At 67.4% G+C, this 22,084-nt stretch carries 23 protein-coding genes and 2 pseudogenes; 4 read left to right on the top strand and 21 right to left on the bottom strand.

The features are described from left to right. Positions 1–31 precede the first annotated feature (31 nt). The 10 genes and pseudogenes from pheT to infC form a co-directional block, all read right to left on the bottom strand. Positions 32–2,595, bottom strand: a pseudogene (pheT, locus tag ID132_RS04515) (phenylalanine--tRNA ligase subunit beta). Between the two features lie 2 nt (positions 2,596–2,597). Beyond that, on the bottom strand, positions 2,598–3,638 hold the full coding sequence (gene pheS / locus ID132_RS04510; protein WP_125107262.1) for a phenylalanine--tRNA ligase subunit alpha: 1,041 nt from the start codon (positions 3,636–3,638) through the stop codon (positions 2,598–2,600). A 25-nt stretch (positions 3,639–3,663) separates the two neighbouring features. Continuing rightward, positions 3,664–4,647 (bottom strand): amino acid ABC transporter permease, encoded by a 984-nt coding sequence (locus tag ID132_RS04505; protein ID WP_125107261.1) that lies wholly within the window; start codon positions 4,645–4,647, stop codon positions 3,664–3,666. Next, positions 4,644–5,291, bottom strand: coding sequence for an amino acid ABC transporter permease (locus ID132_RS04500; protein ID WP_193127949.1), 648 nt, complete (start codon positions 5,289–5,291; stop codon positions 4,644–4,646). Before ID132_RS04500 ends, ID132_RS04505 begins: the two co-directional genes overlap by 4 nt. Positions 5,292–5,398: 107 nt before the next feature. Further along, positions 5,399–6,268 carry a glutamate ABC transporter substrate-binding protein gene (locus ID132_RS04495; RefSeq protein ID WP_328743678.1) on the bottom strand — a complete coding sequence of 290 codons (870 nt, stop codon included), beginning with the start codon at positions 6,266–6,268 and terminating at the stop codon, positions 5,399–5,401. A 106-nt stretch (positions 6,269–6,374) separates the two neighbouring features. Continuing rightward, positions 6,375–7,142, bottom strand: a complete 768-nt coding sequence (locus tag ID132_RS04490) for an amino acid ABC transporter ATP-binding protein (RefSeq protein WP_328743677.1) — start codon at positions 7,140–7,142, stop codon at positions 6,375–6,377. Positions 7,143–7,249: 107 nt separating this feature from the next. Further along, positions 7,250–8,047 (bottom strand): TrmH family RNA methyltransferase, encoded by a 798-nt coding sequence (locus ID132_RS04485; protein WP_125107258.1) that lies wholly within the window; start codon positions 8,045–8,047, stop codon positions 7,250–7,252. A gap of 82 nt (positions 8,048–8,129) precedes the next feature. Then, positions 8,130–8,516 (bottom strand): 50S ribosomal protein L20, encoded by a 387-nt coding sequence (gene rplT / locus ID132_RS04480; protein WP_125107257.1) that lies wholly within the window; start codon positions 8,514–8,516, stop codon positions 8,130–8,132. A 36-nt stretch (positions 8,517–8,552) separates the two neighbouring features. Further along, a complete protein-coding gene (gene rpmI, locus ID132_RS04475; RefSeq protein WP_125107256.1) occupies positions 8,553–8,747 on the bottom strand; it encodes a 50S ribosomal protein L35 in 195 nt (64 codons plus the stop codon). Further along, a complete protein-coding gene (infC, locus tag ID132_RS04470; protein ID WP_125107255.1) occupies positions 8,747–9,412 on the bottom strand; it encodes a translation initiation factor IF-3 in 666 nt (221 codons plus the stop codon). The genes rpmI and infC overlap by 1 nt, the downstream gene beginning before the upstream one ends. A gap of 244 nt (positions 9,413–9,656) precedes the next feature. Between infC and ID132_RS04465 the strand changes: the two genes are divergently transcribed. Further along, the gene (locus ID132_RS04465; RefSeq protein ID WP_125107254.1) at positions 9,657–10,058 is read left to right on the top strand and encodes a DUF1844 domain-containing protein; all 402 of its coding nucleotides are present in this window, start codon (positions 9,657–9,659) and stop codon (positions 10,056–10,058) included. Positions 10,059–10,129: 71 nt separating this feature from the next. Here ID132_RS04465 and ID132_RS13610 read toward each other — a convergent pair whose 3' ends face one another. The 4 genes from ID132_RS13610 to priA form a co-directional block, all read right to left on the bottom strand. Next, on the bottom strand, positions 10,130–10,852 hold the full coding sequence (locus ID132_RS13610; protein ID WP_235988293.1) for a hypothetical protein: 723 nt from the start codon (positions 10,850–10,852) through the stop codon (positions 10,130–10,132). Further along, positions 10,774–12,594: an HAD-IC family P-type ATPase gene (locus ID132_RS04460; RefSeq protein WP_235988304.1), complete on the bottom strand. Its 1,821-nt coding sequence runs from the start codon at positions 12,592–12,594 to the stop codon at positions 10,774–10,776. Before ID132_RS04460 ends, ID132_RS13610 begins: the two co-directional genes overlap by 79 nt. A gap of 24 nt (positions 12,595–12,618) precedes the next feature. After that, positions 12,619–13,485 carry an SseB family protein gene (locus tag ID132_RS04455; protein WP_193127947.1) on the bottom strand — a complete coding sequence of 289 codons (867 nt, stop codon included), beginning with the start codon at positions 13,483–13,485 and terminating at the stop codon, positions 12,619–12,621. 14 nt (positions 13,486–13,499) lie between these two features. Beyond that, complete coding sequence (gene priA / locus ID132_RS04450; protein ID WP_125107252.1) at positions 13,500–14,249, bottom strand: bifunctional 1-(5-phosphoribosyl)-5-((5-phosphoribosylamino)methylideneamino)imidazole-4-carboxamide isomerase/phosphoribosylanthranilate isomerase PriA; 750 nt, start codon at positions 14,247–14,249, stop codon at positions 13,500–13,502. 103 nt (positions 14,250–14,352) lie between these two features. Between priA and ID132_RS04445 the strand changes: the two genes are divergently transcribed. Continuing rightward, positions 14,353–14,952 carry a hypothetical protein gene (locus ID132_RS04445; protein ID WP_125107251.1) on the top strand — a complete coding sequence of 200 codons (600 nt, stop codon included), beginning with the start codon at positions 14,353–14,355 and terminating at the stop codon, positions 14,950–14,952. A gap of 13 nt (positions 14,953–14,965) precedes the next feature. On the opposite strand, the gene ID132_RS04440 is transcribed toward ID132_RS04445, so the two are convergent. The 4 genes from ID132_RS04440 to ID132_RS04425 all read right to left on the bottom strand — a co-directional run bounded on the left by ID132_RS04440 (position 14,966) and on the right by ID132_RS04425 (position 17,909). Next, on the bottom strand, positions 14,966–15,712 hold the full coding sequence (locus ID132_RS04440; protein ID WP_193127946.1) for an imidazole glycerol phosphate synthase subunit HisH: 747 nt from the start codon (positions 15,710–15,712) through the stop codon (positions 14,966–14,968). Beyond that, positions 15,709–16,314: an imidazoleglycerol-phosphate dehydratase HisB gene (gene hisB / locus ID132_RS04435; RefSeq protein WP_193127945.1), complete on the bottom strand. Its 606-nt coding sequence runs from the start codon at positions 16,312–16,314 to the stop codon at positions 15,709–15,711. Before hisB ends, ID132_RS04440 begins: the two co-directional genes overlap by 4 nt. Next, entirely contained in the window at positions 16,311–17,432 is a 1,122-nt protein-coding gene (locus ID132_RS04430) for a histidinol-phosphate transaminase (protein ID WP_193127944.1), read from the bottom strand. Before ID132_RS04430 ends, hisB begins: the two co-directional genes overlap by 4 nt. A 132-nt stretch (positions 17,433–17,564) precedes the next feature. Further along, entirely contained in the window at positions 17,565–17,909 is a 345-nt protein-coding gene (locus ID132_RS04425; protein WP_125107247.1) for a LysM peptidoglycan-binding domain-containing protein, read from the bottom strand. Positions 17,910–18,130: 221 nt separating this feature from the next. Between ID132_RS04425 and lexA the strand changes: the two genes are divergently transcribed. Next, positions 18,131–18,769: a transcriptional repressor LexA gene (gene lexA, locus ID132_RS04420; RefSeq protein WP_125107246.1), complete on the top strand. Its 639-nt coding sequence runs from the start codon at positions 18,131–18,133 to the stop codon at positions 18,767–18,769. 6 nt (positions 18,770–18,775) lie between these two features. On the opposite strand, the gene hflX is transcribed toward lexA, so the two are convergent. After that, positions 18,776–20,443: a GTPase HflX gene (gene hflX / locus ID132_RS04415; protein WP_193127943.1), complete on the bottom strand. Its 1,668-nt coding sequence runs from the start codon at positions 20,441–20,443 to the stop codon at positions 18,776–18,778. On the opposite strand from hflX, the pseudogene ID132_RS04410 reads away from it, so the two are divergent. After that, positions 20,442–20,957: pseudogene (locus ID132_RS04410) on the top strand (class I SAM-dependent methyltransferase); the annotation flags it as partial. The gene hflX and the pseudogene ID132_RS04410 sit on opposite strands and share 2 nt — an antisense overlap. Before the next feature lie 129 nt (positions 20,958–21,086). On the opposite strand, the gene ID132_RS14665 reads toward ID132_RS04410, so the two are convergent. Both ID132_RS14665 and ID132_RS04405 read right to left on the bottom strand, forming a co-directional pair. Beyond that, the gene (locus tag ID132_RS14665; protein ID WP_328743675.1) at positions 21,087–21,371 is read right to left on the bottom strand and encodes an SRPBCC domain-containing protein; all 285 of its coding nucleotides are present in this window, start codon (positions 21,369–21,371) and stop codon (positions 21,087–21,089) included. Further along, entirely contained in the window at positions 21,272–22,066 is a 795-nt protein-coding gene (locus ID132_RS04405) for an SRPBCC family protein (RefSeq protein ID WP_328743674.1), read from the bottom strand. The genes ID132_RS14665 and ID132_RS04405 overlap by 100 nt, the downstream gene beginning before the upstream one ends. Positions 22,067–22,084: the final 18 nt, after the last annotated feature.

Here is a 22,084-nt window from a genome sequence, read left to right as displayed (position 1 = left end):
CATCCGGCCCGCAGTTGCGTTCTGGCGGTAGCTAGGCGCGGATCTTCGCGCCGAAGCGCTCGGCCGCCTTCGCCGCGCCAGCCTCCTTGGCTTCGGTGGCCTCGGCGGCGGTCAGCGTGCGGTCGTCGGCGCGGAAGCGCAGTGCGAAGGTGAGCGACTTTTCGGTCTCTTCGAGCCCGCGGCCGCGGTAGTCGTCGACGAGGCGGATGTNCCTCGAGCAGCTCGCCCGCGCCCTCGCGTACGGCGTCACGCACGTCGGCCGCGGGAACCTCGCGCGCGACAACCAGCGAGAGATCCTGGGTCGCGGCAGGGAAACCGACGATCGTGCCCGCCGAAACGTGCCGCTCGGAGTGCGCGAGCAGCGCATCCACATCGAGTTCGACGGCGCCGACCACGCGCGGCAGGTCGTGGGCCTCGGCCACGTCGGGGTGCAGCTCGCCGGCAAAACCGATCGCGTGCTCGTCGCCCGCGGCATCGATCACGAACACCTCGGCACAGCGGCCGGGGTGGAACGCGCCGTGCGAACCCTGACGAACGCGGAACTCGGCAGCCGTCGCGAGCGAGATGCGGTCGAGGTACTCGAGGGCATCGTGCCAGCTGTAGGCCACGGCGTCGAGGCCGGGCTGCTTCGCCGTGCGCTCGCCGACCAGCAGCAGCGACAGCGAGTACGGCTGTGGCGGGATGCCCGCATTGAGCTCGGCAAGCTTCTCGGCGCTCGGGCGCTGCGCGACCGGCGGGAGCTCGGCGACGCCGTACTCGACGCCGGCGACCGGGCGGAACACCCGGCCGAGCTCAAACACCGCGAAGCTCGGGCGGCCGCGCGACACATTGCGGTGCGCGACACCGGCGAGGCCGGGCAGAATACTGCGACGCAGCCAGGCGGTCTTCGCGTCCATCGCGTTCGCGAGCTTCACCGAGGGCACCGGGGTGCCGTCGGCCGAGTCGAACAGCACGTTCTCTTCCTCGGTCACGAACGGGTACGAGAGCACCTCGACGGCGCCGGCGGCGGCGAGCACGTCAGAGAGCTGGCGACGCAGCGCCTGCTCTCGGCTCGGCCCGCGGCCGCTCGTCGCCTGCGGCACGACCGAGGGGATGCGGTCGAAGCCACCAAGACGGCCGACCTCCTCGACGAGGGTCACGGGCTCGGTGAGGTCGCCGCGCCACGTCGGCGGAGTAACCGTGAGCACGTCGTCGCCCTCGACCTCGCAGCCGACGGCCTCGAGCGACGCCACGACCTCGTTGCGGTCATAGTCGACGCCCATGAGCTTCGCCGGAAGTTCGACCGGCAGCGTGATGGGCGCGGGGCGCGCGGCCTCGCCGAGCACGCTGCCCGCGGCCTCGACGGTGCCACCGGCGAGCTCGACGAGCAACTCGGCGACACGGGCCGCGGCCTTCGCCGTCACCGAGCCGTCGACGCCCCGCTCGAAGCGGCGCGAGGCCTCCGATGGCAGCTTGTGCCGGCGAGCGGTGCGGGCGATCGAGACCGACGCAAACGTCGCCGCCTCGATGAACACGTTCTTCGTCTCGTTCGAGAGCTCGGTCTCGGCGCCGCCCATCACGCCCGCAAGGCCGATCGGCCCGCGGTCGTCGGTGATGAGAATATCTTCGTCGGACAGCTCGCGGTCGCGGCCGTCGAGGGTCGTGAGTCGCTCCCCCGCCGTCGCGCGACGCACGTGGATGCCGCCGCGCAGCTGGTCGAGGTCGTAGCCGTGGATCGGCTGGCCGAGCTCGAGCATGACGTAGTTCGTGATGTCGATAAGCAGACCGAGCGAACGGATGCCCGCAAGCCGCAGGCGACCCGACAGCCAGCTCGGGCTGGGTCGCGTGCCATCGACGCCAGTCACGACGACGCCCGCGAACACCTCGCTGAGTGGCTGCTCGCGCACGGCGAGCTCGTCGGCGACGGTCACGGGGACGCGCGCCGCGTCGGCAGAGGCCGCGAGCGCCTGCGCGCCAATCGCGTCGAGCTCGGGACGCAGGGCGGGGTCGCGGAACGCCCCGCCGGTCGCGTGCGAGAACTCGCGAGCGAGGCCGCGCAGCGACATCGCATAGCCGCGGTCGGGCGTGACGTTGACCTCGACGGCGATGTCGTCGAGGCCGAACAGCGGCAGCGCAGGCGTTCCGATCTCGGCCTCGAGCCCGAGCTTGCCGAGCACGATAATGCCGTCATGNGTCGCCGAGGCCAAGCTCGCGCTGCGAGGCCATCATGCCGTCGGAGGTGTGACCGTACGTCTTGCGGGCAGCGATGCGGAAGTCACCGGGGAGCACGGCGCCGGGCAGCGTAACGACGACGCGGTCACCCACCTCAAAGTTCTGCGCACCACAGACGATGCCGCGCACGTCGGCACCGCCATCGGCCGCCGACTCGCCCTCGGGCGCGACGCGCACCTGGCACCAGTTGATCGTCTTGCCGTTCTTCTGCGGCTCGGGCTCGCGCTCGAGTACCTCACCGACAACGATCGGGCCCGTGAGCTCGCCGCCGTGAATCGCTTCGTCTTCGAATCCGACGCTCACGAACGCGTCGAGCACATCCTGCGGCGTCGCGTCGGCCGCGACATCAACGTAGTCGCGCAGCCAAGACAGAGGAATACGCATCCCTAAATCACCATTCCAAACTGTTCGCTGAAGCGCACGTCACCCTCAACGATGTCGTGCATGTCGGTGAGGTCATTGCGGAACATGAGCGTGCGCTCCACGCCCATACCGAACGCGAAGCCACGGAACTCCTCGGGGTCGAGCCCGGCTGCCTTAATGACGTTCGGGTGCACCATGCCGCAGCCGCCCCACTCGATCCAGCGCGGGCCGCCCTTCGCGAGCGGGTGCCAGATGTCCATCTCGGCGCTCGGCTCGGTGAAGGGGAAGTAGTTGTTGCGCAGGCGAATCTTCGCCTCATCGCCAAACATCTGGCGAGCGAAGTGCTCGAGCGTGCCGCGCAGGTGTGCCATCGAGAGATCGCGGTCAATCGCGATGCCCTCGAACTGCGTGAACACCGGTGTGTGCGTCGCGTCGAGTTCGTCGGTGCGGTACGTGCGGCCCGGGGCGAGCACGTAGAGCGGCGCGCCGCGGTCGAGCATCGAGCGCATCTGCAGCGGTGAGGTGTGCGTGCGCATGAGCAGGTGACGGTCGACCGGGTCGACGAAGAAGGTGTCTTGCAGCGCGCGGGCCGGGTGGTCGGCGTCGAAGTTGAGCGAGTCGAAGTTGTACCACTCGCTCTCGAGCTCGGGGCCGTCGACGATGTCCCAGCCCATGCCCATGAAGATCTCGCTCACGCGGTCGCGGAGCATCGTGAGGGGATGCCGTGCACCGTTGCGCTCACGCTCGTGGAACGCGGTCACGTCAACGCGCTCGGACTCGAGTCGCGCCGCCGCCTCGGCCTCGGCCAGCTCGCCCTCACGGGATGCGAAGGCCTGGTTCACGCGGCCGCGGGCCTGGCCCACGAGCTTGCCGGCCTCTTTCTTCTGGTCGTTCGGCACATCGCGCATTGCGGCGTTCAGCTTCGCGAGCGCCGAGGCTTCGCCGAGGTGTTCGGCGCGCACCTGCTTGAGGGCGGCAGCATCAGCTGCTTGGGCGATCGCGGCGAGCGCAGACTGCTCGGCGTCACCGACCGCTTCGGGAGTAATCGGATGTTCTTGACTCACCCGACAATCCTAGCGGCCGGCCAGCCTACTTGCCGGTGTCGGGGCGACTGCGCCCCGTCATGCCGTCGGGCTGCCCGATCGAGAGTAGCGAAGTGTCGACGCCAATCTGGCCGGGTGGCGGGGTCGGGGCCGCACCGCGACTCTTGTTGCCGCGTCGGCGGGCACCAACTGCCTGGCCCGAGCGGTTGCGCGCGAGTCGGCGGGCCACCCAGCTCAGTGTGAGGTTGACCGCGAGGTAGATCACGAGCGTGACGAAGAAGAACGAGAACGAGTAGGTACCCGAGCCGTAGTAGTCCTTCATCGTCGTCGAAGTGCGCAGTAGCTCGGGGTACGCGACGATGTAGGCGAGGGAGGTGTCCTTGAGCAGCACGACGAGCTGAGCAACGATGATCGGCAGCATCTGGCGGAACGCCTGCGGGAACTCGATGAGGAAGCGCGTCTGCATGCGCGTCATGCCGAGCGACAGCGACGCCTCGCCCTGACCGCGTGGCAGCGCGGCGACGCCGCTGCGCAGTGCCTCCCCGATGATCGCGCCGTTGTAGATCGCGAGGGCACCAACGACCGCGGGATACGCGCCGACTGAGAGGCCGAGCATGATGAACAGCATCATGAGCAGCACCGGCATGCCGCGGAAGAACTCGAGCACGATCGTGACGGGGATTCGGATCCACGCGTGGCGCGCCATGCGGCCGAGCGCGAAGAGGAAACCGAGGATGAGTGCCAGCACGGCGGCGAGGCCGGCAGCGCGCAGGGTGCCGAGCACGAGGCCGCGCCAGAGCAGGCCCTGCCAGAGCTCCGCCGCTTCGTCGGGGTCGAAGAAGATGTCCCAGCGCGACGCATCCCAGAGACCCACGAGTTCGGCGCCATTCGCGGTGGTGCGCGGCTGCCCGAGCGTAAAGATGAACCAACCGAGCAGGATCACGACCGCAGCCGTGACGATGGCCGAGATGATGTTCGAAGTGCGCCGGGTCTTCGGGCCGGGGGCGTCGTAGAGAACTGAGGCGCTCATCGCAGCACCGCCACCTTTCGCTCGATGTACCCGGCGACGAGACCGAGTGGGATGGTGATGACGAGGTAGAACAACGCGATGCCGATGAGCAGCGGAATGACCTGGTCACCGTTTTGGTTCGCGAGGACCTTCGAGACCGCGACGAGTTCGACCACGCGGAAACCCGAGGCGACTGAGGAGTTCTTCGTCAGGGCGATAAAGACATTGATGAGCGGGGGCACGACCATGCGCAGCGCCTGCGGCATGATGATCGAGAACACCGTCTGCGAGAAATTCAGGCCGAGTGAACGGGCGGCCTCGGCTTGCCCGAGCGGAACACCGTTGATGCCGGAGCGCAGCGCCTCGGCCACGAACGGCGAGGTGTAGACCGACAGCGCGATGATCGCGCCGGTAAACGATGGCACGCCGAGTTGGAGCACCGGCAGCACGATGATGATGAGGAAGAACACCAGCGTGAGCGGGGTGTTACGCACGAGCTCGGTGTATGCAGTCGCGGTGACGCGAAGGGCGCCGATGGGCGAGATCCGCATGAAGGCGACGAGCATGCCGATGATCGAGGCGCCGATGCCGCCGTAGATCAGCAGCAACACCGTGGTGCCGAAGCCTTCGAGCACGTAGCCGAAGTTCGAGATGATCGCTTCCATCGAGTCCCGTTCGCGCGTTGGTGAAGAATGGATGCGCGAGGCGGTGCCAGTGCCGTGTTCGGCACCGCCTCACGCAAGTTGGGAACTACCGATCGGTAGTGGTCGTCCTAGTAGCGGTCGACTGCCGGGGGCTCCGGCGTCGGGAGGATGTCACCGACCGTGGAGGTCCAGGCGGCCTCCCATGCACCGTCGCTGTACGACTCCTCGAGGGTGTCGTTGATGAAGTCGCGGAACTCCTGGTCGCCCTTCTCGAGGCCGATGCCGTAGGGCTCCTCGGTGAACGTGCCCTCGGTGACCTCGAACTCGCCCTCGTTCTGGTCGACGAGACCCGCCAGGATCACGTTGTCGGTTGTGAGCGCGTCTGCCTCACCGGTGCGGATCGGCTCGAGGCAGTCGGAGTACTTGTCGACCGTGATGACGTTGTCGGTGTACTCGCGGATGTTGTCCTCCGAAGTCGAGCCGGTCACGGTGCAGATCGTCGCGTCGCCCACCGACTCGGGGTCGCTGCCGTCAATTCCAAGCGGGTTGCCCTCGGGCACGAGGAACGACTGACCGGCGACGTAGTACGGGCCGGCGAAGTCGATGACTTCCTTGCGCTCATCGTTGATCGTGTAGGTCGCGATGACGAGGTCGACCTGGCCCTGCTGGATGAACGGCTCGCGGTTCTGCGAGACCGTTTCAGTCCAGGTGATGTTCTCGGCCGGAATGCCAAGCTTCGCCGCGATAATCTTGCCGATCTCGATGTCGAAGCCCTCGGGGGTGCCGTCGGGACCCTGGAGGCCGAACAGCGGCTGGTCGAACTTCACACCGATGGTGATGCTTTGATCGGCGTTGAGCTGGGCCATCGTCGTGCCCTCTTCGAACGAGACGTCTGACTCAACCTCGGGCTCGGAGCTATCGCCGCTCGAGCAGCCGGTGAGCACGAGGGCGGCGGCGGCCAACCCGGCGAATGCCGTAAATGCCTTCTTGAACTTCACTGTTACTCCTTCGTTGGGTCACGTATGCGTGTGTCGTGATTCGGTAAAGGTCTGGAGGTGGGGGTCTGAGAATGCGCTACAGTGCGTTCGCTATTGAACTCAACCGTTAGCGGAGGATTTTGGAGAGAAAGTCCTTTGCTCGATCAGACTTCGGCGCCGAGAAGAATTCTTCTGGCGCGGCTTCTTCCACAATTGCGCCGTCGGCCATGAAGATCACGCGATCCGCGGCCTTCCGAGCAAATCCCATTTCGTGCGTGACGACAACCATCGTCATGCCTTCTTTCGCAAGCGAAACCATGACGTCAAGCACCTCGTTGATCATCTCGGGGTCGAGCGCACTCGTCGGCTCGTCAAGCAGAATCAGCTTCGGGTTCATCGCGAGCGATCGAGCGATCGCCACTNGCTGCTGGCCACCCGAGAGCTGGGCGGGCATCTTCTGCGCGTGATCCTGCACGCCGACTCGCGTCAGCAGCTCCATCGCGCGCTTCTCCGCCTCGACCTTCGAGGTCTTGCGCACCTTGATCTGCGCCAGCGTCACGTTCTCGAGCACGCTCTTGTGCGCGAACAGGTTGAACGACTGGAACACCATGCCGACGTCGCTGCGAAGCTTCGCAAGCCCCGCGCCCTCTTCTGGCAGCTTGACACCGTCGATGAGAATCTCGCCCTCTTGAATTGTCTCGAGGCGATTAATCGTGCGGCAGAACGTCGATTTACCCGAGCCCGAAGGGCCGATAACGACGACCACCTCACCACGATTCACCGACGTGTTGATGTCTTTCAGTACGTGATTCTCGCCGAACCACTTATTCACGCCGTTCATTTGCACGAGCGGCTGGGATTCGACATTGCTGTGTGTTGGTGACCCCGGCGTCATGCGACCACAGTACTTGTCTGAGCAACACCTGGGTGGGAACCGAGAGGTCAGTTACAAAGTTGTTACCACGAAAGCGTCATCGATTTCGTGGGATTCCACACAATTTGTCAGTCGCGTCGCTGTGCGAATGCGCTTTCATAGAGGCACACGCTCGCGGCCGTGGCCAAATTCATCGATTCGGCCTGACCATAGATCGGTACCACCAGTGTGTCGTCGACCTGGGCGAGCAGGTCCTCGGTCAGCCCGCGTGCCTCGTTGCCAAACACCCAAGCGGTCGGCTCGGCGAGCGAATCGCGGGCGGCGAGCAGGTCGCTGCCCGACACATCCGCCGCGACGACGCGCATCCCCACCTGGCGAGCCCGCACCACCGCGTCGTCGAATTCGGCCTCGACGGCAATCGGGATGTGGAAGATCGAGCCCGTGCTCGAGCGCACGACCTTCGGGTTGTAGAGGTCGACCGTGCGACCGGTGAGGATGACTGCGTCGGCGCCCGCTGAGTCGGCGACGCGGATGATCGTGCCGAGATTGCCGGGGTCGCGCACCTCTTCGAGGATCGCGATGAGCTTCGGCTCGCCCTCGAAGATGCGCTTCAGCGCCGTCGGGAACTGTTTGGCGACGGCGACCACGCCCTGCGGCGTGCGAGTGTCGCTCATCGCGTCGGCCGCCTCTTCGCTGACGAATACAACCTCGTGGCCCGTGCGCTGGGCGAGTTCGGCGATGTCATCGTGTCGCTCGAGCGCGGTCGGCGTGACGTAGAGCTCCGTGATGAGGTCGGGTCGAGCCAGGAGCCCCTCGCGGACCGCCTGCGGGCCTTCGAGCACGAACTCGCCGCGCTCGGTGCGTTGCGCCTTCTGCGCGAGCTTGCGGACGTCGCGGACGCGCTGGTTCTTGGCGGACTCGATCATGCGGGGCTCCTGAAAAGTCTTGCGGATGAAAACGGGGCGGCCGACCGCGAAGGTCGACCGCCCCGTCAGCGAAGTCGATTGACTACGCGGCGTTCTTCGGCGCCGAGGTGTTCGCCGGGAGGGCGGCCTTGGCCGACGCGACGAGCGCGGCGAAGGTCGCGGGCTCGTTCACGGCGAGGTCAGCGAGGATGCGACGGTCGACACCGATGCCGGCCAGGTTGAGACCCTGGATGAACCGGTTGTAGGTGAGGCCGTTCGCACGCGACGCCGCGTTAATACGCTGGATCCACAGGCGACGGAAGTCACCCTTGCGGTCCTTGCGGTGGGCGTAGTTGTACACGAACGAGTGGATGACCTGCTCCTTCGCCTTACGGTAAAGGCGTGAGCGCTGGCCACGGTAACCCGAGGCCTGGTCAAGTACGGTACGACGCTTCTTCTGGGCGTTTACTGCCCGCTTCACACGTGCCATTGCAGTGTTCTCCTAAATCTCAGACGGACGGGCGGGCTACTTGCCCAGCAGCTTCTTGATGACCTTCGCGTCCTGCGGAGCGAGGACCTGGTCACGGTTGAGGCGAGCCTTGCGCTTGGCCGACTTCACCTCGAGGTTGTGGCGCATGCCAGCCTGCTGCTTACGGACCTTGCCGGTTCCGGTGAGCTTAAAGCGCTTCTTCGACCCCGAGTGGGTCTTCTGCTTCGGCATCAGTTCTCCTTGGTTTCAGTTGCCGTGGTGGTGGCGGCGTCGGTCGACCCCGCGTCTTCCCCGGCAGTCTTCGCGGCGCGAGCGGCCTGCTTCTGCTGATTGCGGCGAGCGTTCTGCTCGGCCTTTGCTTCGGACTTGTTCTTGACCGGTGCGACGATCATGACCATGTTCCGGCCGTCCTGCTTGGGACGGTTTTCGGCCGTGCCGAACTCGGCGACATCCTCAGAGAACTTTTGCAACAGCTTGACACCGAGCTCCGGACGCGACTGCTCGCGGCCGCGGAACTGGATCATTGCTTTGACCTTGTCACCCGACTCAAGGAAGCCAATGGCGCGCTTGAGTTTGGTTTCGTAGTCGTGGTCGTCGATCTTGAGACGGAAACGGACCTCCTTGAGGACCGTGTTCGCCTGATTGCGTCGGGCTTCTTTCGCCTTCTGCGCGTTCTCGTACTTGAACTTGCCGTAATCCATGATCTTGGCCACGGGAGGGTTGCTGTTCGGAGAGACCTCTACAAGGTCAAGATCGGCTTCCTGCGCGAGGCGCAGCGCGATCTCAATCTTGACGACACCGACCTGTTCGCCGCCAGGGCCGACAAGTCGGACCTCGTTGGCACGAATCCGGTCGTTGGTGCGTGGTTCGCTGATGGATGGCTCCTCTGTTCGCATGTGAATGACTTCACGGGTGGGGTGAAACTTCAGATCGTCTCACCGGCGTACACCGCGCACATGCGGCCACTCCCCTACGCAGCGTACTGCGGTGTGCTCATCGCGATGGGCACGAGCGGGGCCAGTGGTAAACCCGGTAACCTAGTGCGGTATGCGCGGGTGGGACGAATCCTCTTGTCTCAGAGTCTGCCAGGCAGACACCAGCGAATAGCTTATCAGCAGTTTTCTGCGGAAGGAACCCCCTGTGACCGATTCAGCCACGCCCGCCTCGCCCGTCAACCCGGAGGCCACGCCCCTCGACGAGGACTTGCAAGGGCAGCTGGATGGCCAGGTCCGCGACATCGCCGACGTGCCGGCGGTCGAGCTCATCACGACGGTCTCGGTGCACCTCATGAGCGCCGCCGCCGTGAACCTTGGCCTGGCCGAAGACGAGAACCCGACCATCGACCTCGACGAGGCGCGCAAGATCATCCAGGCGCTCGCGGGGCTGCTCACCGCATCCATGGCCTTCCTCGGCGACCAGCACGTGCGCCCACTGCGCGACGGCCTGCGCTCGCTCCAGCTCGCGTTCCGCGAGGCCTCGCCGGTGCCCGACCCGATCGGCAAGGGCCCGGGCGAAGACCTCACCGGCCCCGTCTTCGCGTAATACTCCCCACCACACAGGCCCCGGCTGCGCTTCGCGCCGGGGCCTTTGCTGTTGCGAGGTTGGTGCGAAACCTACGCGAGTTCGCGCGCCTCGCTGCGTAGGCGCAACTGCCCGTGGATCTCGAGCGCGACGCAGCCGAGCACGGTGATGATCGCGATGCCAATGAGCGCCGGGGCGTCGGGCCATGCAAAGCCGAAGAACCATACGGTGAGCGGCACGAACAGGCAGAGGATGAGCACCGTGATGCTGCCGAGAAGCACCGCAGCGAGCAGCGGTCGGAACGGCCTGCAGACGAGACCGAGCACCCAGAGGCTCGTGACCGCGAGCACGAGCGCGCTCGCCGTCTGCTGCTGCTCGAGGCTCTGCGGGAACCGCTGAAGCAACAGGTGTGTCGCGATGAGTGACAGCGTGATGACGATGCCTGAGGGCACGGCGAATTGCAGGGCCCGTCGGAAGAATCCCGAAACATAGCGGCGCGAGTTCGGCAGCAGGGCGAGCACGAACGCCGGCCAGCCGATCGAGATGCCGTCGAGCAGCGCCATCTGCCGCGGCTCGAACGGGTACGGCCAGGCGAGCAGGCCGAAGATGAGCGCGATGAGCACGGCCCACGAGGTCTTCGAGAGGTAGAGCTTCGCGAGGCGCTCGATGTTCGCGATCGCCTGCCGGCCCTCGAGCACGATGCTCGGCATCGCCTGGAACTGGTTGTCGAGCAGCGTCATGCGCGAGACGGCGCGGGAGGCGCCGGAGCCGTGGCCCATCGCGATGCCGAGGTCGGCATCCTTGAGCGCGAGCACGTCGTTCNGCCGTCGCCGGTCATCGCGACGACGCGGCCGCGCGCCTGCAGCGCGTGCACCATCTGCCGCTTCTGCGTCGGCGTGACACGGCCAAACACGTGATGCGTCTCCATGAGCTCGCCCAGCTGCTCCTGGTCGTCGGGCAGCGTGCGGGCGTCAATGCCCGACTCGTGCTCGCCGATGAGGCCGACGCCGCGCGCGACCGCCGTGACGGTGCGCGGATCGTCGCCCGAGATGACGCGGAGGGACACGCCCTCGTCGGTGAAGTACCGCACGGTGTCGGCGGCGTCCGCGCGCACCCGCTCGCGTAGGGCGATGATCGCGACACCGACGCGGTCGTCGCGCAAGTGCTGTGCCTCGACCTCGGCCCCGTCGAGGGCCGCCGCGCTGAAGCAGAGTGCGAGCACGCGCTGCCCCTGCTCAGAGAGTTCGGTCACCTGCGCGAGCAGCGCGGCGTCGTGCTCGAGGCGCAGCACGATGTCGGGTGCCCCGAGGATCCAGGTGCCCGCGGCGCGATCGTCGCCGAGTGAAATCGCCGACCACTTGCGCTGCGAGGTGAAGGGAACCTCGGCCACGGTCGGCAGCGCGAGGTCGGCGGTGAACTCGGTCTCGAGGCAGCGTGCTGAATCGTTCGCGCCCTCGTCGGCCGCCATGGTGGCGAGGGCGTGCTGCCAGCCCGGCCGCGCATCCGGGGCAGGATGCGCAGCATCGAACGCGACGCCGCCCTCGGTGAGCGTGCCAGTCTTGTCGAAGCAGAGCACGTCGACGCGGGCGAGACCCTCGACGGCGTGAAGCTCCTGCACGAGCACCTTGCGGCTGCCGAGCTTGAGCGCACCAGCCGCGAACGCGACGGAGGTCATGAGCAGGAGGCCGAGCGGCACCATCGCGATCGCCGCGGCGACGGCGCCGACGGCGGCATCGCGCCAGGCGCCCGAAGCGAACGCCTGCTGCCAGCCGCCGAACGCCTGCACCTGACCGTTGATCGAGATCAGCAGCACCGGCAGCAGCAGGATGGCAACGAGGCGCAGCACCCGGTTGATGCCGGCGCGGATTTCGGAATTGACGAGCGAGAAGCGCTTCGCCTCGGCCGTGAGCTTCGCGGCGAAGGAGTGCGCGCCGACCCGCGTGACGCGGACCGTGCCTGAGCCGGCGACAACGATCGCGCCCGAGAGCACCTCGTCGCCGGGGCGCTTGTCGACCGCATCCTCTTCGCCCGTGAGCAGCGACTCGTCGAGCTGCAGGCCCGCGCTCGTCATGACCGTGCCGTCGGCGGGCACCTGGTCGCCCGCGCGTACGACGATGAGGTCGTCGACGACGAGGTCCTCGCGCATGAGGTCGGCGGTTTCACCGTCGCGAATGGCGCGGGCGTGCGGTGCGTTGAGCACCCGCAGGTTGTCGAGCTGGCGCTTCGCCGAGAATTCCTGCCAGATGCCGATGATCGAGTTGGCGATGGCCGAGAAGCCGAACACCGCATCCTGCCACCGACCGAGCACCGCGAGCAGCGCGAACGAGGCGACCACAATGCCGTTAAACAGGGTGAACACGTGCGTGCGCAGGATCGCCCAGAGCGAGCGGCTCGAGGTACTCGGCAGCTCGTTGCGGCCGTGCTTGGCCCGCGAGGCTTCGACCTGCGCGCTCGTCAGCCCGGCGAACGTAGCGGGCTGGGCGGGGAGTTCGCTCGCGGCGTCAGGCTGCTCCACGTGGTCCTCAGTGTTGGTGCTGCTGCGCGGTTGTGGCGGCATCGGGTTCGGGGTCACTCGGTGAGATTACCGACGGCGAAGGCGGCGGAACAATCCTGCCTTTGGTGCCCGTGCATCCCCCGAAGGTATCGATTTTTCGGGAGCGGGCTGCGACTCGATGCGCAGCGGCGCGATCTCGAGGGTGTCGACGAGCTCGACGAGCTCGGGCTGCGCGGCGACTTGCTGCTGCACGCGCGCGAGCACCCGCTGCACCGTGTCAGCGTCGGCGTCGGCCTGGAAGTAGAGGCCGAGGCGCACCTCGGGGCCCACGAGCCGCGACTCGCGGTCGCCCGGCACGAGGTCGACGCTCGCGAGTTCGGGGTTGGTCTGCAGCACCTCGTTCGCAAAGGCGATGACGCGCTCGTCCTGCCAGGGCAGCTGGTAGGGCAGGTCACGGGCGATTGCCCAGACGCCCGGGCGGCGGATGGCCGTCTCGGTTTCGCTGCCCGGGTCGAGGATGATGAGCTCGCTCCCCTCGTCGACCACCGCGAGGGCGGCCTGGCGCGAGCCGACGGGGACGGGCCGCGCGGCCGGGTCCCACGTCCTCATCGCCGCGACCGAGGTGAACATCGGCACGATGCCGCGGCCGTCGGGCGCGCGGACCGTCACGATTGAGAGGTCGGCGTGCTTGTCGACGGTCAGGCCAGCGTCGTTCACGCCGGCCTCGCCGAGCTCGGCGACGAGTGGGATGAGCACCCGGGTGTCGCGCAACGCCTCAACGACCACCGAAACGGGAGCCGCGCCCGAGCGAAACTCCTCAAGCGCCCGCGCGAGCTCGGCCGGCGCGGTGCCGTCGTCGTCCGACCAACGATTGTCGGTAAAACTCCGGCCCTGCCAGGGCTGGCCGGCGGAGTCGGTGAGGTGTCCCCTGAGGTGCTCGGGAAGCTCAGCCACGTCGGATGCGCCGCCTAGTCGCCGGCGACGTCGAGCGCCTGGCGGAGCGTGAACGCGCCCGAGTAGAGCGCCTTGCCAACGATCGCGCCCTCGAGTCCGAGCGGCACGAGTTCGCGCAGCGCGGCGATGTCGTCGAGGTTCGCGACGCCGCCCGAGGCGATGACCGGGCGGTCGGTGCGCTCGAGGATCTGGCGGAGCAGGTCGAGGTTCGGGCCCTTGAGCGTGCCGTCCTTCGTCACGTCGGTGACGACGTAGCGGGCGCAGCTCGCCTCTTCGAGGCGGTCGAGGACCGTCCAGAGATCGCCGCCCTCACGGGTCCAGCCGCGCGCGGCGAGGGTTGTGCCCCGCACATCCAGGCCGACCGCGATGAGCTCGCCGTAGCGGCTGATGGCGTTCGCGGCCCACTCGGGGTTCTCGAGCGCCGCAGTGCCGAGGTTGACGCGCTTGACGCCCATCTCGACGGCGCGCTCGAGCGAGTCATCGTCGCGGATGCCGCCCGAGAGCTCGACCTGCACCTTGTCGCGCAGCGAGCGGATGACGCGACGGATGACCGCACGGTTCTCGCCGCGGCCGAACGCGGCGTCGAGGTCAACGAGGTGAATCCATTCGGCACCCTGCTTGGCGAAGTCCGCGGCGGCGTCGACCGGGTCGCCGTAGTTCGTGGCCGAGTCGGACTCGCCCTGGACGAGTCGAACGGCCTTGCCGTCGGCGATGTCGACGGCGGGGAACAGCGTCAGCTCCGGCTGCGCACTGAATTCACTCAATTGGCTTCCTTGGTCACTCAACGATTTCAGGCCGCAGCGGGCCTGTTAGCGTTGACCAGCCTAAGGGATATCCGCCGACTCGGCCGAACGAAGAGGAAGCTGCGTGACGTACCAGCCGGTGCCTCCCGCGGTCGCGGTCTTTAACCGCGGCTGCCACCCCGTCTATTGGGTGGTGCTCGCTCCCCTGCTCGTGTGGCTCGGTATCGGCATCTTTGTGATAGCGCTCACGCGCGACATCGCGATCGGCACCGCATTTTCAGTGCCGCTCGGGCTGTTGTTTGGGGCCGTGGCGGCGCGCCTGCTGCAGCCACGGCCGGTGACGCTCGACCCGGGTCGGCGCATCCTGATCATTGGCGGCGCCGAGATTCCGCTCGGCGAACTCTCGTCGTTCCAGGTGGTCGTCAGCCGGGGCGGCTGGTGGATCAACTTGCGAGATTCGCGCCGGCGCATCGGCCGGCTGATGCTGCACGGCAACCCCTGCCAACCGGTCACGGCGACGCACTACCGCGTGTTGCACGACACCCTGCTCGAGGCAAGCCGCAGCCCCGGCATGCCCGCGGGGCATCCGGTACAACGGGCCCGACGCGGCGACGTCGCGATCCAGCACGTGCTGCCGATGCTGCTGGCCCAGGCAAACTGGGTCGAGTCGGGCGCCTCGCCAACGTCGTCGCGGTCACCGATCTATGCGATGGTGCGCGCGTAGCGACGCGCTCGGGCTACAGCGTGCGGAGCCAGTTGCGCAGCAGCGCGATGCCAGCGTCGCCCGACTTCTCGGGGTGGAACTGGGTGGCCGTGAGCGGGCCGTTCTCGACGGCGGCAATAAACCGCTCGCCGTAGGTCGAGTAGGTGCACAGCGGCCCCTTGACCCCGGGCAGGATCTCGGGGATCTCGAGCTCGGTCGCGGCGTACGAGTGCACGAAGTAGAACCGTGCGTCCTCGACACCGGCGAACAGCTGCGAGCCCTCGGGCACGTCAACGGTGTTCCAGCCCATGTGCGGCAGGCGCGGCGAGCGCAGCTCGCGCACGACGCCTGGCCACTCACCGAGGCCGGGCGTGCCCGCGCTCGCGTCGTCGGCATCCTCGTTCCACCAGAACTCGTCGGCGTTGCGGGCGTGGATGCGCTCGGTCTCTTCGCGCTCGAGCTGCGGCGCATTCGGGTCGGCGCTCGTGCCCTCGACCCCGTGCGCGAACAGCACCTGCATGCCGACGCAGATGCCAAGCACGGCGCGGCCACCGGCGAGGCGGCTGCCCACGATGCGCGGTCCGTCGGCCTGCGCGAGGCCGTCCATGACGCTCGCAAAGCTGCCGACGCCCGGCACGAGCAGGCCGTCGGCGTGGAGTGCTTTGTCGCGGTCGGCGGTAAGTTCGACGTCGGCGCCGGCCGCCTCAAGCGCCTTCACCGCCGAGTGCACGTTGCCGAAGCCGTAGTCGAAGACGACGACGTTCGGCCGCGCGCCGGTCACAGGGCACCCTTGGTGGACGGGATGCCGTCGACCTCGGGGTCGAGTCGCTTGGACGCGCGGAAAGCGCGGGCGAAGGCCTTGAACTCGGCCTCGGCGATGTGGTGCGGGTCGCGCCCGCCGAGCACGCGCAGGTGCACGGTCAGCGCAGCGTGGAACGCGATCGCCTCGAACGCGTGGCGCACCATCGAACCGGTGAAGTGCCCGCCGATGCGGTGGAATTCGAAGCCCTCGGGCTCGCCCGAGTGCACGAGGAATGGGCGGCCCGAGATGTCGACGACGCACTGCGCGAGCGCCTCGTCGAGCGGCACGAGGGCGTCACCGTAGCGCGCGATGCCGCGCTTGTCGCCGAGCGCCTCGCGGATCGCCTGGCCGAGCACGATCGCGGTGTCCTCAATCGTGTGGTGTTCGTCGATGTCCACGTCGCCGTTGGACTCGATCGTGAGATCGGTAAGCGAGTGCTTCGCGAATGCGGTGAGCATGTGGTCGTAGAACGGCACCCCAGTGTTGATGTTCGAGGCGCCGGTGCCGTCAAGGTTGAGGCTGAGGCGGATGCTCGACTCGCTCGTGGCGCGTTCGACGGTGGCGGTACGGGGATCGGTCATGCGCTGACTCCTTCGGAACCAGTGAGCTGCAGCTCGGGTCGGGCGGCGGTAATCTCGGCGAGGGCCGAGAGGAACGCGTCGGTTTCGAACTCGGTGCCGGCGGTGACGCGGATGCAGTCGGCGGGGCCGGTGTTGCGGATCAGGATGCCGCGGGCCACGAACTCGTCGAACATCGCGGCGGGGTCGGCGACGCCGCCGATGAGCACGAAGTTCGCATCGGAGCGGTACGGCCGGTAGCCGAGCGCGGCGGTCTCGTCGACGATGCGGTCGCGCTGGATGCGGATGCGGTCGACCTGCGCAAGCATCGTGTCGCTGTGCTCGAGCGCGGCGATGGCCGCCGCCTGCGTGATCGCCGACAGGTGGTACGGCAGGCGCACGAGCCGCACGGCGTCGGCGACGGCCGGGTCGGCCGCGAAGTAACCGAGACGCACACCGGCGAAGGCGAAGGCCTTCGACATGGTGCGCGAAATGACGAGTCGGGGGCGCCCCTCGAGCAGGCTCAGCGCCGTCGGCGCGCCGTCGTGACGGAACTCGGCGTACGCCTCGTCGACGACGACGATGCCGTCGGTCGCGTCGTAGGCGGCCTCGATGGTCTCGAGATCGAGCGGGGTACCCGTGGGGTTATTCGGCGTGCAGAGCAGCACGACGTCGGGTCGCTCGGCTTCGATGGCCGTGCGCACGAGCTCAGGTGTGAGCTCGAAGTTCTCGTCGCGGGGCGCCGCAACCCATTCGCTGCCGACGCCCTTCGCGAGCAGCGGGTACATCGAGTAGGTCGGCGCGAAGCTCATGATCTTGCGGCCCGCTCCAGCGAAGGCCTGGAGCAGCTGTTGGAGCACCTCGTTCGAACCATTGGCTGCCCAGATGTGCTCGGGTGTGAGCCCCTGACCGAGGTACGTCGCGAGTCGCTCGCGGAGCTCGGTGAACTCGCGGTCGGGGTAGCGATTGAGCCCCGGCAGCGTGAGCGAAATGCGCTGAATAATCGAGAGGGCGACGGCCTCCGGCACCGAGAACGGGTTCTCGTTGACGTTGATGGTGATCGGCAGCGCGTCCTGCGGCGCGCCGTACGGCGTCAGCCCACGCAGGTCGTCGCGAATGGGGAGGTCTTCGAAGCTCGTCACCCCATTATCTTAGGCGTCCGGAAAACCACCGCGGGCGCCGCCTCCGGAAGGGGTGGTTGCGACGCCCNGGTGGTGGTGGTGGTGCGTGGCTTCCGGGCCGCGGCCGTGTCCGCGGCCCGGAAATCTGGTGGTCTAGTAGTTCGGCAGCGCGAGCTCTTGGCCTGCCTGCACCGAGGAGCTCTCGAGCAGGTTGAGGCGCATGATCTCGTGCACGACGTCGCGCACGTCATGGCCGTCGGCGATCTCGTCGGCGATGCTCCAGAGGGTTTCGCCCGCGAGCACCGTGTGGTGTTCGAACGTGGTTGCGGCAGCGCTGCTCGTGTTCGATGCGAGCGCGGCGGGAACCTGGGCGATGCCGACCCCGACGCCGAGGGCGACGGGAGCGAGCAGAAGGGTGCCGAGGAGTCGACGACCACGGCTCGTGAGCCGCAGGCGGGGCTGCGCGGTGGCGCTGGTGCGTGCAGTAAGAGCAGTCATGTTGGTCGCTTCCTTTCGACGTGCATGCGAGGTGCATGCGAACATCTGTTTCGAATATAGATTCGACATGTTCGAAAAGCAAACACTTTTTCGAGAATAAGGGCGACACGCTCGAAAAGGTGTTTGAGTCCGGTGCTGATGCCACGTAGGGTGACTTCAACGGAACACAGCTGACCACGGGCCTCCGACACGGCCTCGTGACCACCACCTCAGGAGGGCCGATGGCCAAGCAGATCAAGCCCCTGTCGGACACGCAACAGCGCATCCTCTCGTTCATCGCAACGTTCCAGAACAGCAATGGCTTTGCCCCGAGCATCCGCGAGATCGGCGACACCGTCGGCCTCATCAGCTCGTCGTCGGTGGCCTATCAGCTCAACCAGCTCGAGAAGCGCGGCTACATTCGCCGCAACGCGAATCAGGCGCGCACCATCGAGTTGCTCGTCGATGTGGCGATTGACGAGGTCGAGCCGAGCATCACGCCGGGCCCGACCGCCCTCGTGCCCCTCGTCGGGCGCATCGCGGCGGGCGTGCCGATCACCGCCGAGCAACAGGTCGAAGAGGTCTTCCCACTCCCCCGCCAGGTCGTCGGCGACGGCGAGCTGTTCCTGTTGCTCGTCTCAGGCGACTCGATGATCGACGCCGCGATCTGCGACGGCGACTGGGTCGTCGTGCGCCAGCAGCCCACCGCGAACAACGGCGACATCGTGGCCGCCATGCTCGACGGCGAGGCCACGGTCAAGGTGTTCCGTCAGCGCGACGGCCACACCTGGCTGCTGCCGCGCAACTCGAACTACGAGCCAATCCTCGGCGACGAGGCGACGGTGCTCGGCAAGATCGTCGCCGTGCTGCGTTCGGTCTAGCTCGCGCTAGTTGTCGTAGTCCACGCGCGGCAGGCTCAGCACGCGCTCGTCCGACTCGTCAACGCGGGCGCGCGGCTTGTGCCGCACCGGCGGCTTCTTGCCCTCGGGAGCTGAGCGGCCAGCAACCCGAAACTCCTCGAACACGCCCATCTGATCGGGATGCACGCGGGCGCGCAGGTGTGTGCCATCGGTATCGTGCAACTCGCGCAGCACGCCGCCCTGGTCGTGCAGCATCGACACGAGGTCGCCGCGCTGATAGGGCACGACGAGCTCGACCTCGATCTCGCGCATCGGCAGCAACTCGGCGATGCGCTCCTGGAGTTCCTCAACGCCCTCGCCCGTGTGGGCCGAGACGAACACCGAGTTCGGCTCGAGCGCGCGGAGCATGAGCCGCGTGTCGGCATCGATGAGGTCGGCCTTGTTGAACGCAATGAGCTCGGGCACGTCGCGCGAGTCGATCTCAGAGATGACCTCGCGCACGGTGCGAATCTGCCCCGCCGGGTCGGGGTGGCTCGCGTCGACGACGTGCACGAGCACATCCGAGTCGGCGACCTCCTCGAGCGTCGAGCGGAACGCCTCGACGAGCTGGTGCGGCAGGTTGCGCACGAAGCCGACGGTGTCGGCAAGCGTGTACGGGCGCCCCTCGGGTGTCTCGGTGCGGCGCACCGTCGCGTCGAGCGTCGCAAACAGCTGGTTCTCAACGAGGACGCCCGCGCGGGTGATGCGGTTGAGCAGCGACGACTTACCGGCGTTCGTGTAGCCCGCGATCGCCACCGAGGGCACGAGATTTCGGCCGCGCTCGGCGCGCTTCGTGTCGCGCGACGTCTTCATGCCTGCGATCTGGCGACGCAGCTTCGCCATGCGCGTGTGGATGCGGCGGCGATCGAGCTCGATCTTCGTCTCACCGGGGCCGCGCGAACCCATACCGGCGCCGGCTGAACCGACCTGGCCACCGGCCTGCCGCGACATCGACTGACCCCAACCGCGCAGGCGCGGCAGCAGATATTCGAGCTGCGCGAGCTCGACCTGCGCCTTACCCTCGCGGCTCTTCGCGTGCTGGCTGAAGATGTCGAGAATGACGGCGGTGCGGTCAATGACCTTGATCTTCACCTGATCCTCAAGCGCGCGGCGCTGCGAGGGCGCGAGCTCGGTGTCGGCGACGACGGTGTCGGCGCCGACCGAGCGGACGATGTCGGCGAGCTCCTCGACCTTGCCGCGGCCGAGGTAGGTCGAGGCGTCGGGATGCGGACGTCGCTGCAGGATGCCGTCGAGGACGGCCGCGCCGGCGGTTTCGCAGAGCGCGGCGAGCTCGTGCATCGAGTTCTCGGCGTCTTCGATCGTGCCCGCGGCATAGACGCCGATGAGCACGACCTTCTCGAGCCGCACCTGCCGGTACTCGACCTCGGTGACGTCCTCGAGTTCGGTCGAGAGGCCGTCGACGTGCTGCAGCGAGCGGCGCGCCTCGCGGTCAAGCTGGAGGCCGTCCGTGTCGCTGTGCGAGATGGTGTCGTCGCTCTGGAGCGCGCTCGCGCGCCGCTCGTCGTGGAACATCGTCGTGCGACTGCGGTTTGCTTCGGAGCTGCGCAGAACGCGGTCGAGCAGCGATTCGGTCGCGTCGTTGCGAGCGTCGTCAGAATTGGGGGCGCCGTTGGCGCTGGTTTCATCTAGGGGCATGCTGCGACCAGGATACGCGCTGCGCTACGTTCGAAGCATGTCTGAGCACTACTTTGCCTCGCAGCCCACAGCGAACGCGAACCAGCGCGAGATCGACGTAGTGCTGCAGGGTCGCGAGGTTCGCCTCGAGACCGCAAGCGCCGTGTTCTCAGCCGACCGGCTCGACAAGGCCACGCGCATCCTGCTCGACCACGTGCCCGCGCCGCCCGAGAGCGGCACGGCCCTCGACATCGGTTGCGGCTGGGGCCCGATCAGCCTCAGCCTCGGCCTCGCGTCGCCGCAGCTCGACGTGTGGGCGCTCGACGTGAACGAGCGCGCCCTCGAGCTCACTGCCACCAACGCGAAGCGGCTCGGCCTCGACCGCGTGCGGGCGGTCAAGGCCGAGCAGGTGCCGGCGGAGGTCGAGTTCGACGTGATCTGGTCGAACCCGCCGATCCGCATCGGCAAGGAGTCGCTCGACGAGCTCATGCTCACGTGGCTGCCCCGACTGCGGGTCGGCGGCGAGGCCTGGCTCGTGGTGGGCAAGAACCTCGGCGCCGACTCGCTGCAGCGGCGACTCGCCGAGGCCCTCGGTGCGGGGTACGAGGTCTNCGCGCCCGCGCACCGACGGCGGGTTCCGCATCCTGCTCGTCAAGCGCGTGAGCTAGAACCCGCCCATGACGCGCTCGAGGCGGGCGTAGCTCTCCTCCATACCGCCAACCATCCCGGTCGCGAGGATCATGTCGCGCACCTCTTCGCTCTCGTACTCGACGACGAGCGTGACGAGCGTCGCACCGTCCTCCTCGTAGAGGTGCAGGTCGTTGATGTTCGTCGGACCCTCGGTGCCGATCATGCGCTCGGTCGAGACGAGGCGGCTCTCGGGTTCGATGAGCAGGTTCTCGCCCTCGAAGCCAAAGCCCTCCCCCTTGGTGTCACCGACGGGGCCCACTCGGTGCGCTGCTCGCCGCCGACCGTAAGGTCGATGTCGCAGACGGTCATCGCCCAGCCATCCGGGCCGAGCGCCCACTGCCGCTGCAGCTCGGGCTCGGTGTAGGCGCGCCACACGAGGTGTCGCGGGCCGTGAATGAGGCGGGTGATGCGCACGTACGTCTCGTTGAGCAGTTCGAGCGTCGTGCCTTTGCCCTCGGCGAACTCGCGGAGGTCCTGCAGCACCGCATCGAGCTGATTGATAGCGAGCCTCGAGCCCTCGACGCCGCCCATCGCGACGACCTCCTCGAGCGCTTCGGCCGACTCGAAGTAGGTCACATTCGTGTACTTCGTGCCCTTGCCGTTCGGCTCGAATGCGTAGGTCACGCGCATCTGCGGCAGCTCGGTCTGCGGGTTGCCGGTGTCGTCGGTGAACATGTCGAGCACCGTGAAGCTTTGCCCCTCGGCCACTTCGATGAACTCCCACACTCCCGCGGAGGTCTCGCCCTTGGGTCCGGTCATGTGATAGCGGGCCTTGCCGCCCGGGCGCAGGTCGAATTCGGTGAACGTGGCGGGCCAGGTGGGCGGTCCGAAGAAGCGGTTGAGCTGTTCGGGAGTCGTGAACGCCTGCCAGACTCGCGACACGGGTGCGGCGAATTCGGCGACGAGCGTCATGGTCAGGTTTTCGCTGTCGATGGTGGTGTCGGTGACCGGCATGAGCTTTCCTTCGGTGGG

Origin of the sequence: Gulosibacter sediminis, assembly GCF_014904065.1 — a bacterium.
Classification (GTDB): domain Bacteria; phylum Actinomycetota; class Actinomycetes; order Actinomycetales; family Microbacteriaceae; genus Gulosibacter; species Gulosibacter sediminis.
The sequence above is the reverse complement of the archived record's forward strand: the minus strand, read 5'-3'. Positions and strand labels throughout refer to the sequence as shown.

Coding starts and splice junctions, on each gene's coding strand:
- ID132_RS04505 (WP_125107261.1), bottom strand. CDS start 4,647: ATGAGCGCCTCAGTTCTCTACGACGCCCCCGGCCCGAAGACCCGGCGC.
- ID132_RS04500 (WP_193127949.1), bottom strand. CDS start 5,291: ATGGAAGCGATCATCTCGAACTTCGGCTACGTGCTCGAAGGCTTCGGC.
- ID132_RS04485 (WP_125107258.1), bottom strand. CDS start 8,047: ATGATCGAGTCCGCCAAGAACCAGCGCGTCCGCGACGTCCGCAAGCTC.
- rplT (WP_125107257.1), bottom strand. CDS start 8,516: ATGGCACGTGTGAAGCGGGCAGTAAACGCCCAGAAGAAGCGTCGTACC.
- hisB (WP_193127945.1), bottom strand. CDS start 16,314: ATGACCGATCCCCGTACCGCCACCGTCGAACGCGCCACGAGCGAGTCG.
- rpmI (WP_125107256.1), bottom strand. CDS start 8,747: ATGCCGAAGCAGAAGACCCACTCGGGGTCGAAGAAGCGCTTTAAGCTC.
- infC (WP_125107255.1), bottom strand. CDS start 9,412: ATGCGAACAGAGGAGCCATCCATCAGCGAACCACGCACCAACGACCGG.
- ID132_RS04425 (WP_125107247.1), bottom strand. CDS start 17,909: ATGACTGCTCTTACTGCACGCACCAGCGCCACCGCGCAGCCCCGCCTG.
- ID132_RS04405 (WP_328743674.1), bottom strand. CDS start 22,066: ATGCCGGTCACCGACACCACCATCGACAGCGAAAACCTGACCATGACG.
- hflX (WP_193127943.1), bottom strand. CDS start 20,443: ATGCCCCTAGATGAAACCAGCGCCAACGGCGCCCCCAATTCTGACGAC.
- lexA (WP_125107246.1), top strand. CDS start 18,131: ATGGCCAAGCAGATCAAGCCCCTGTCGGACACGCAACAGCGCATCCTC.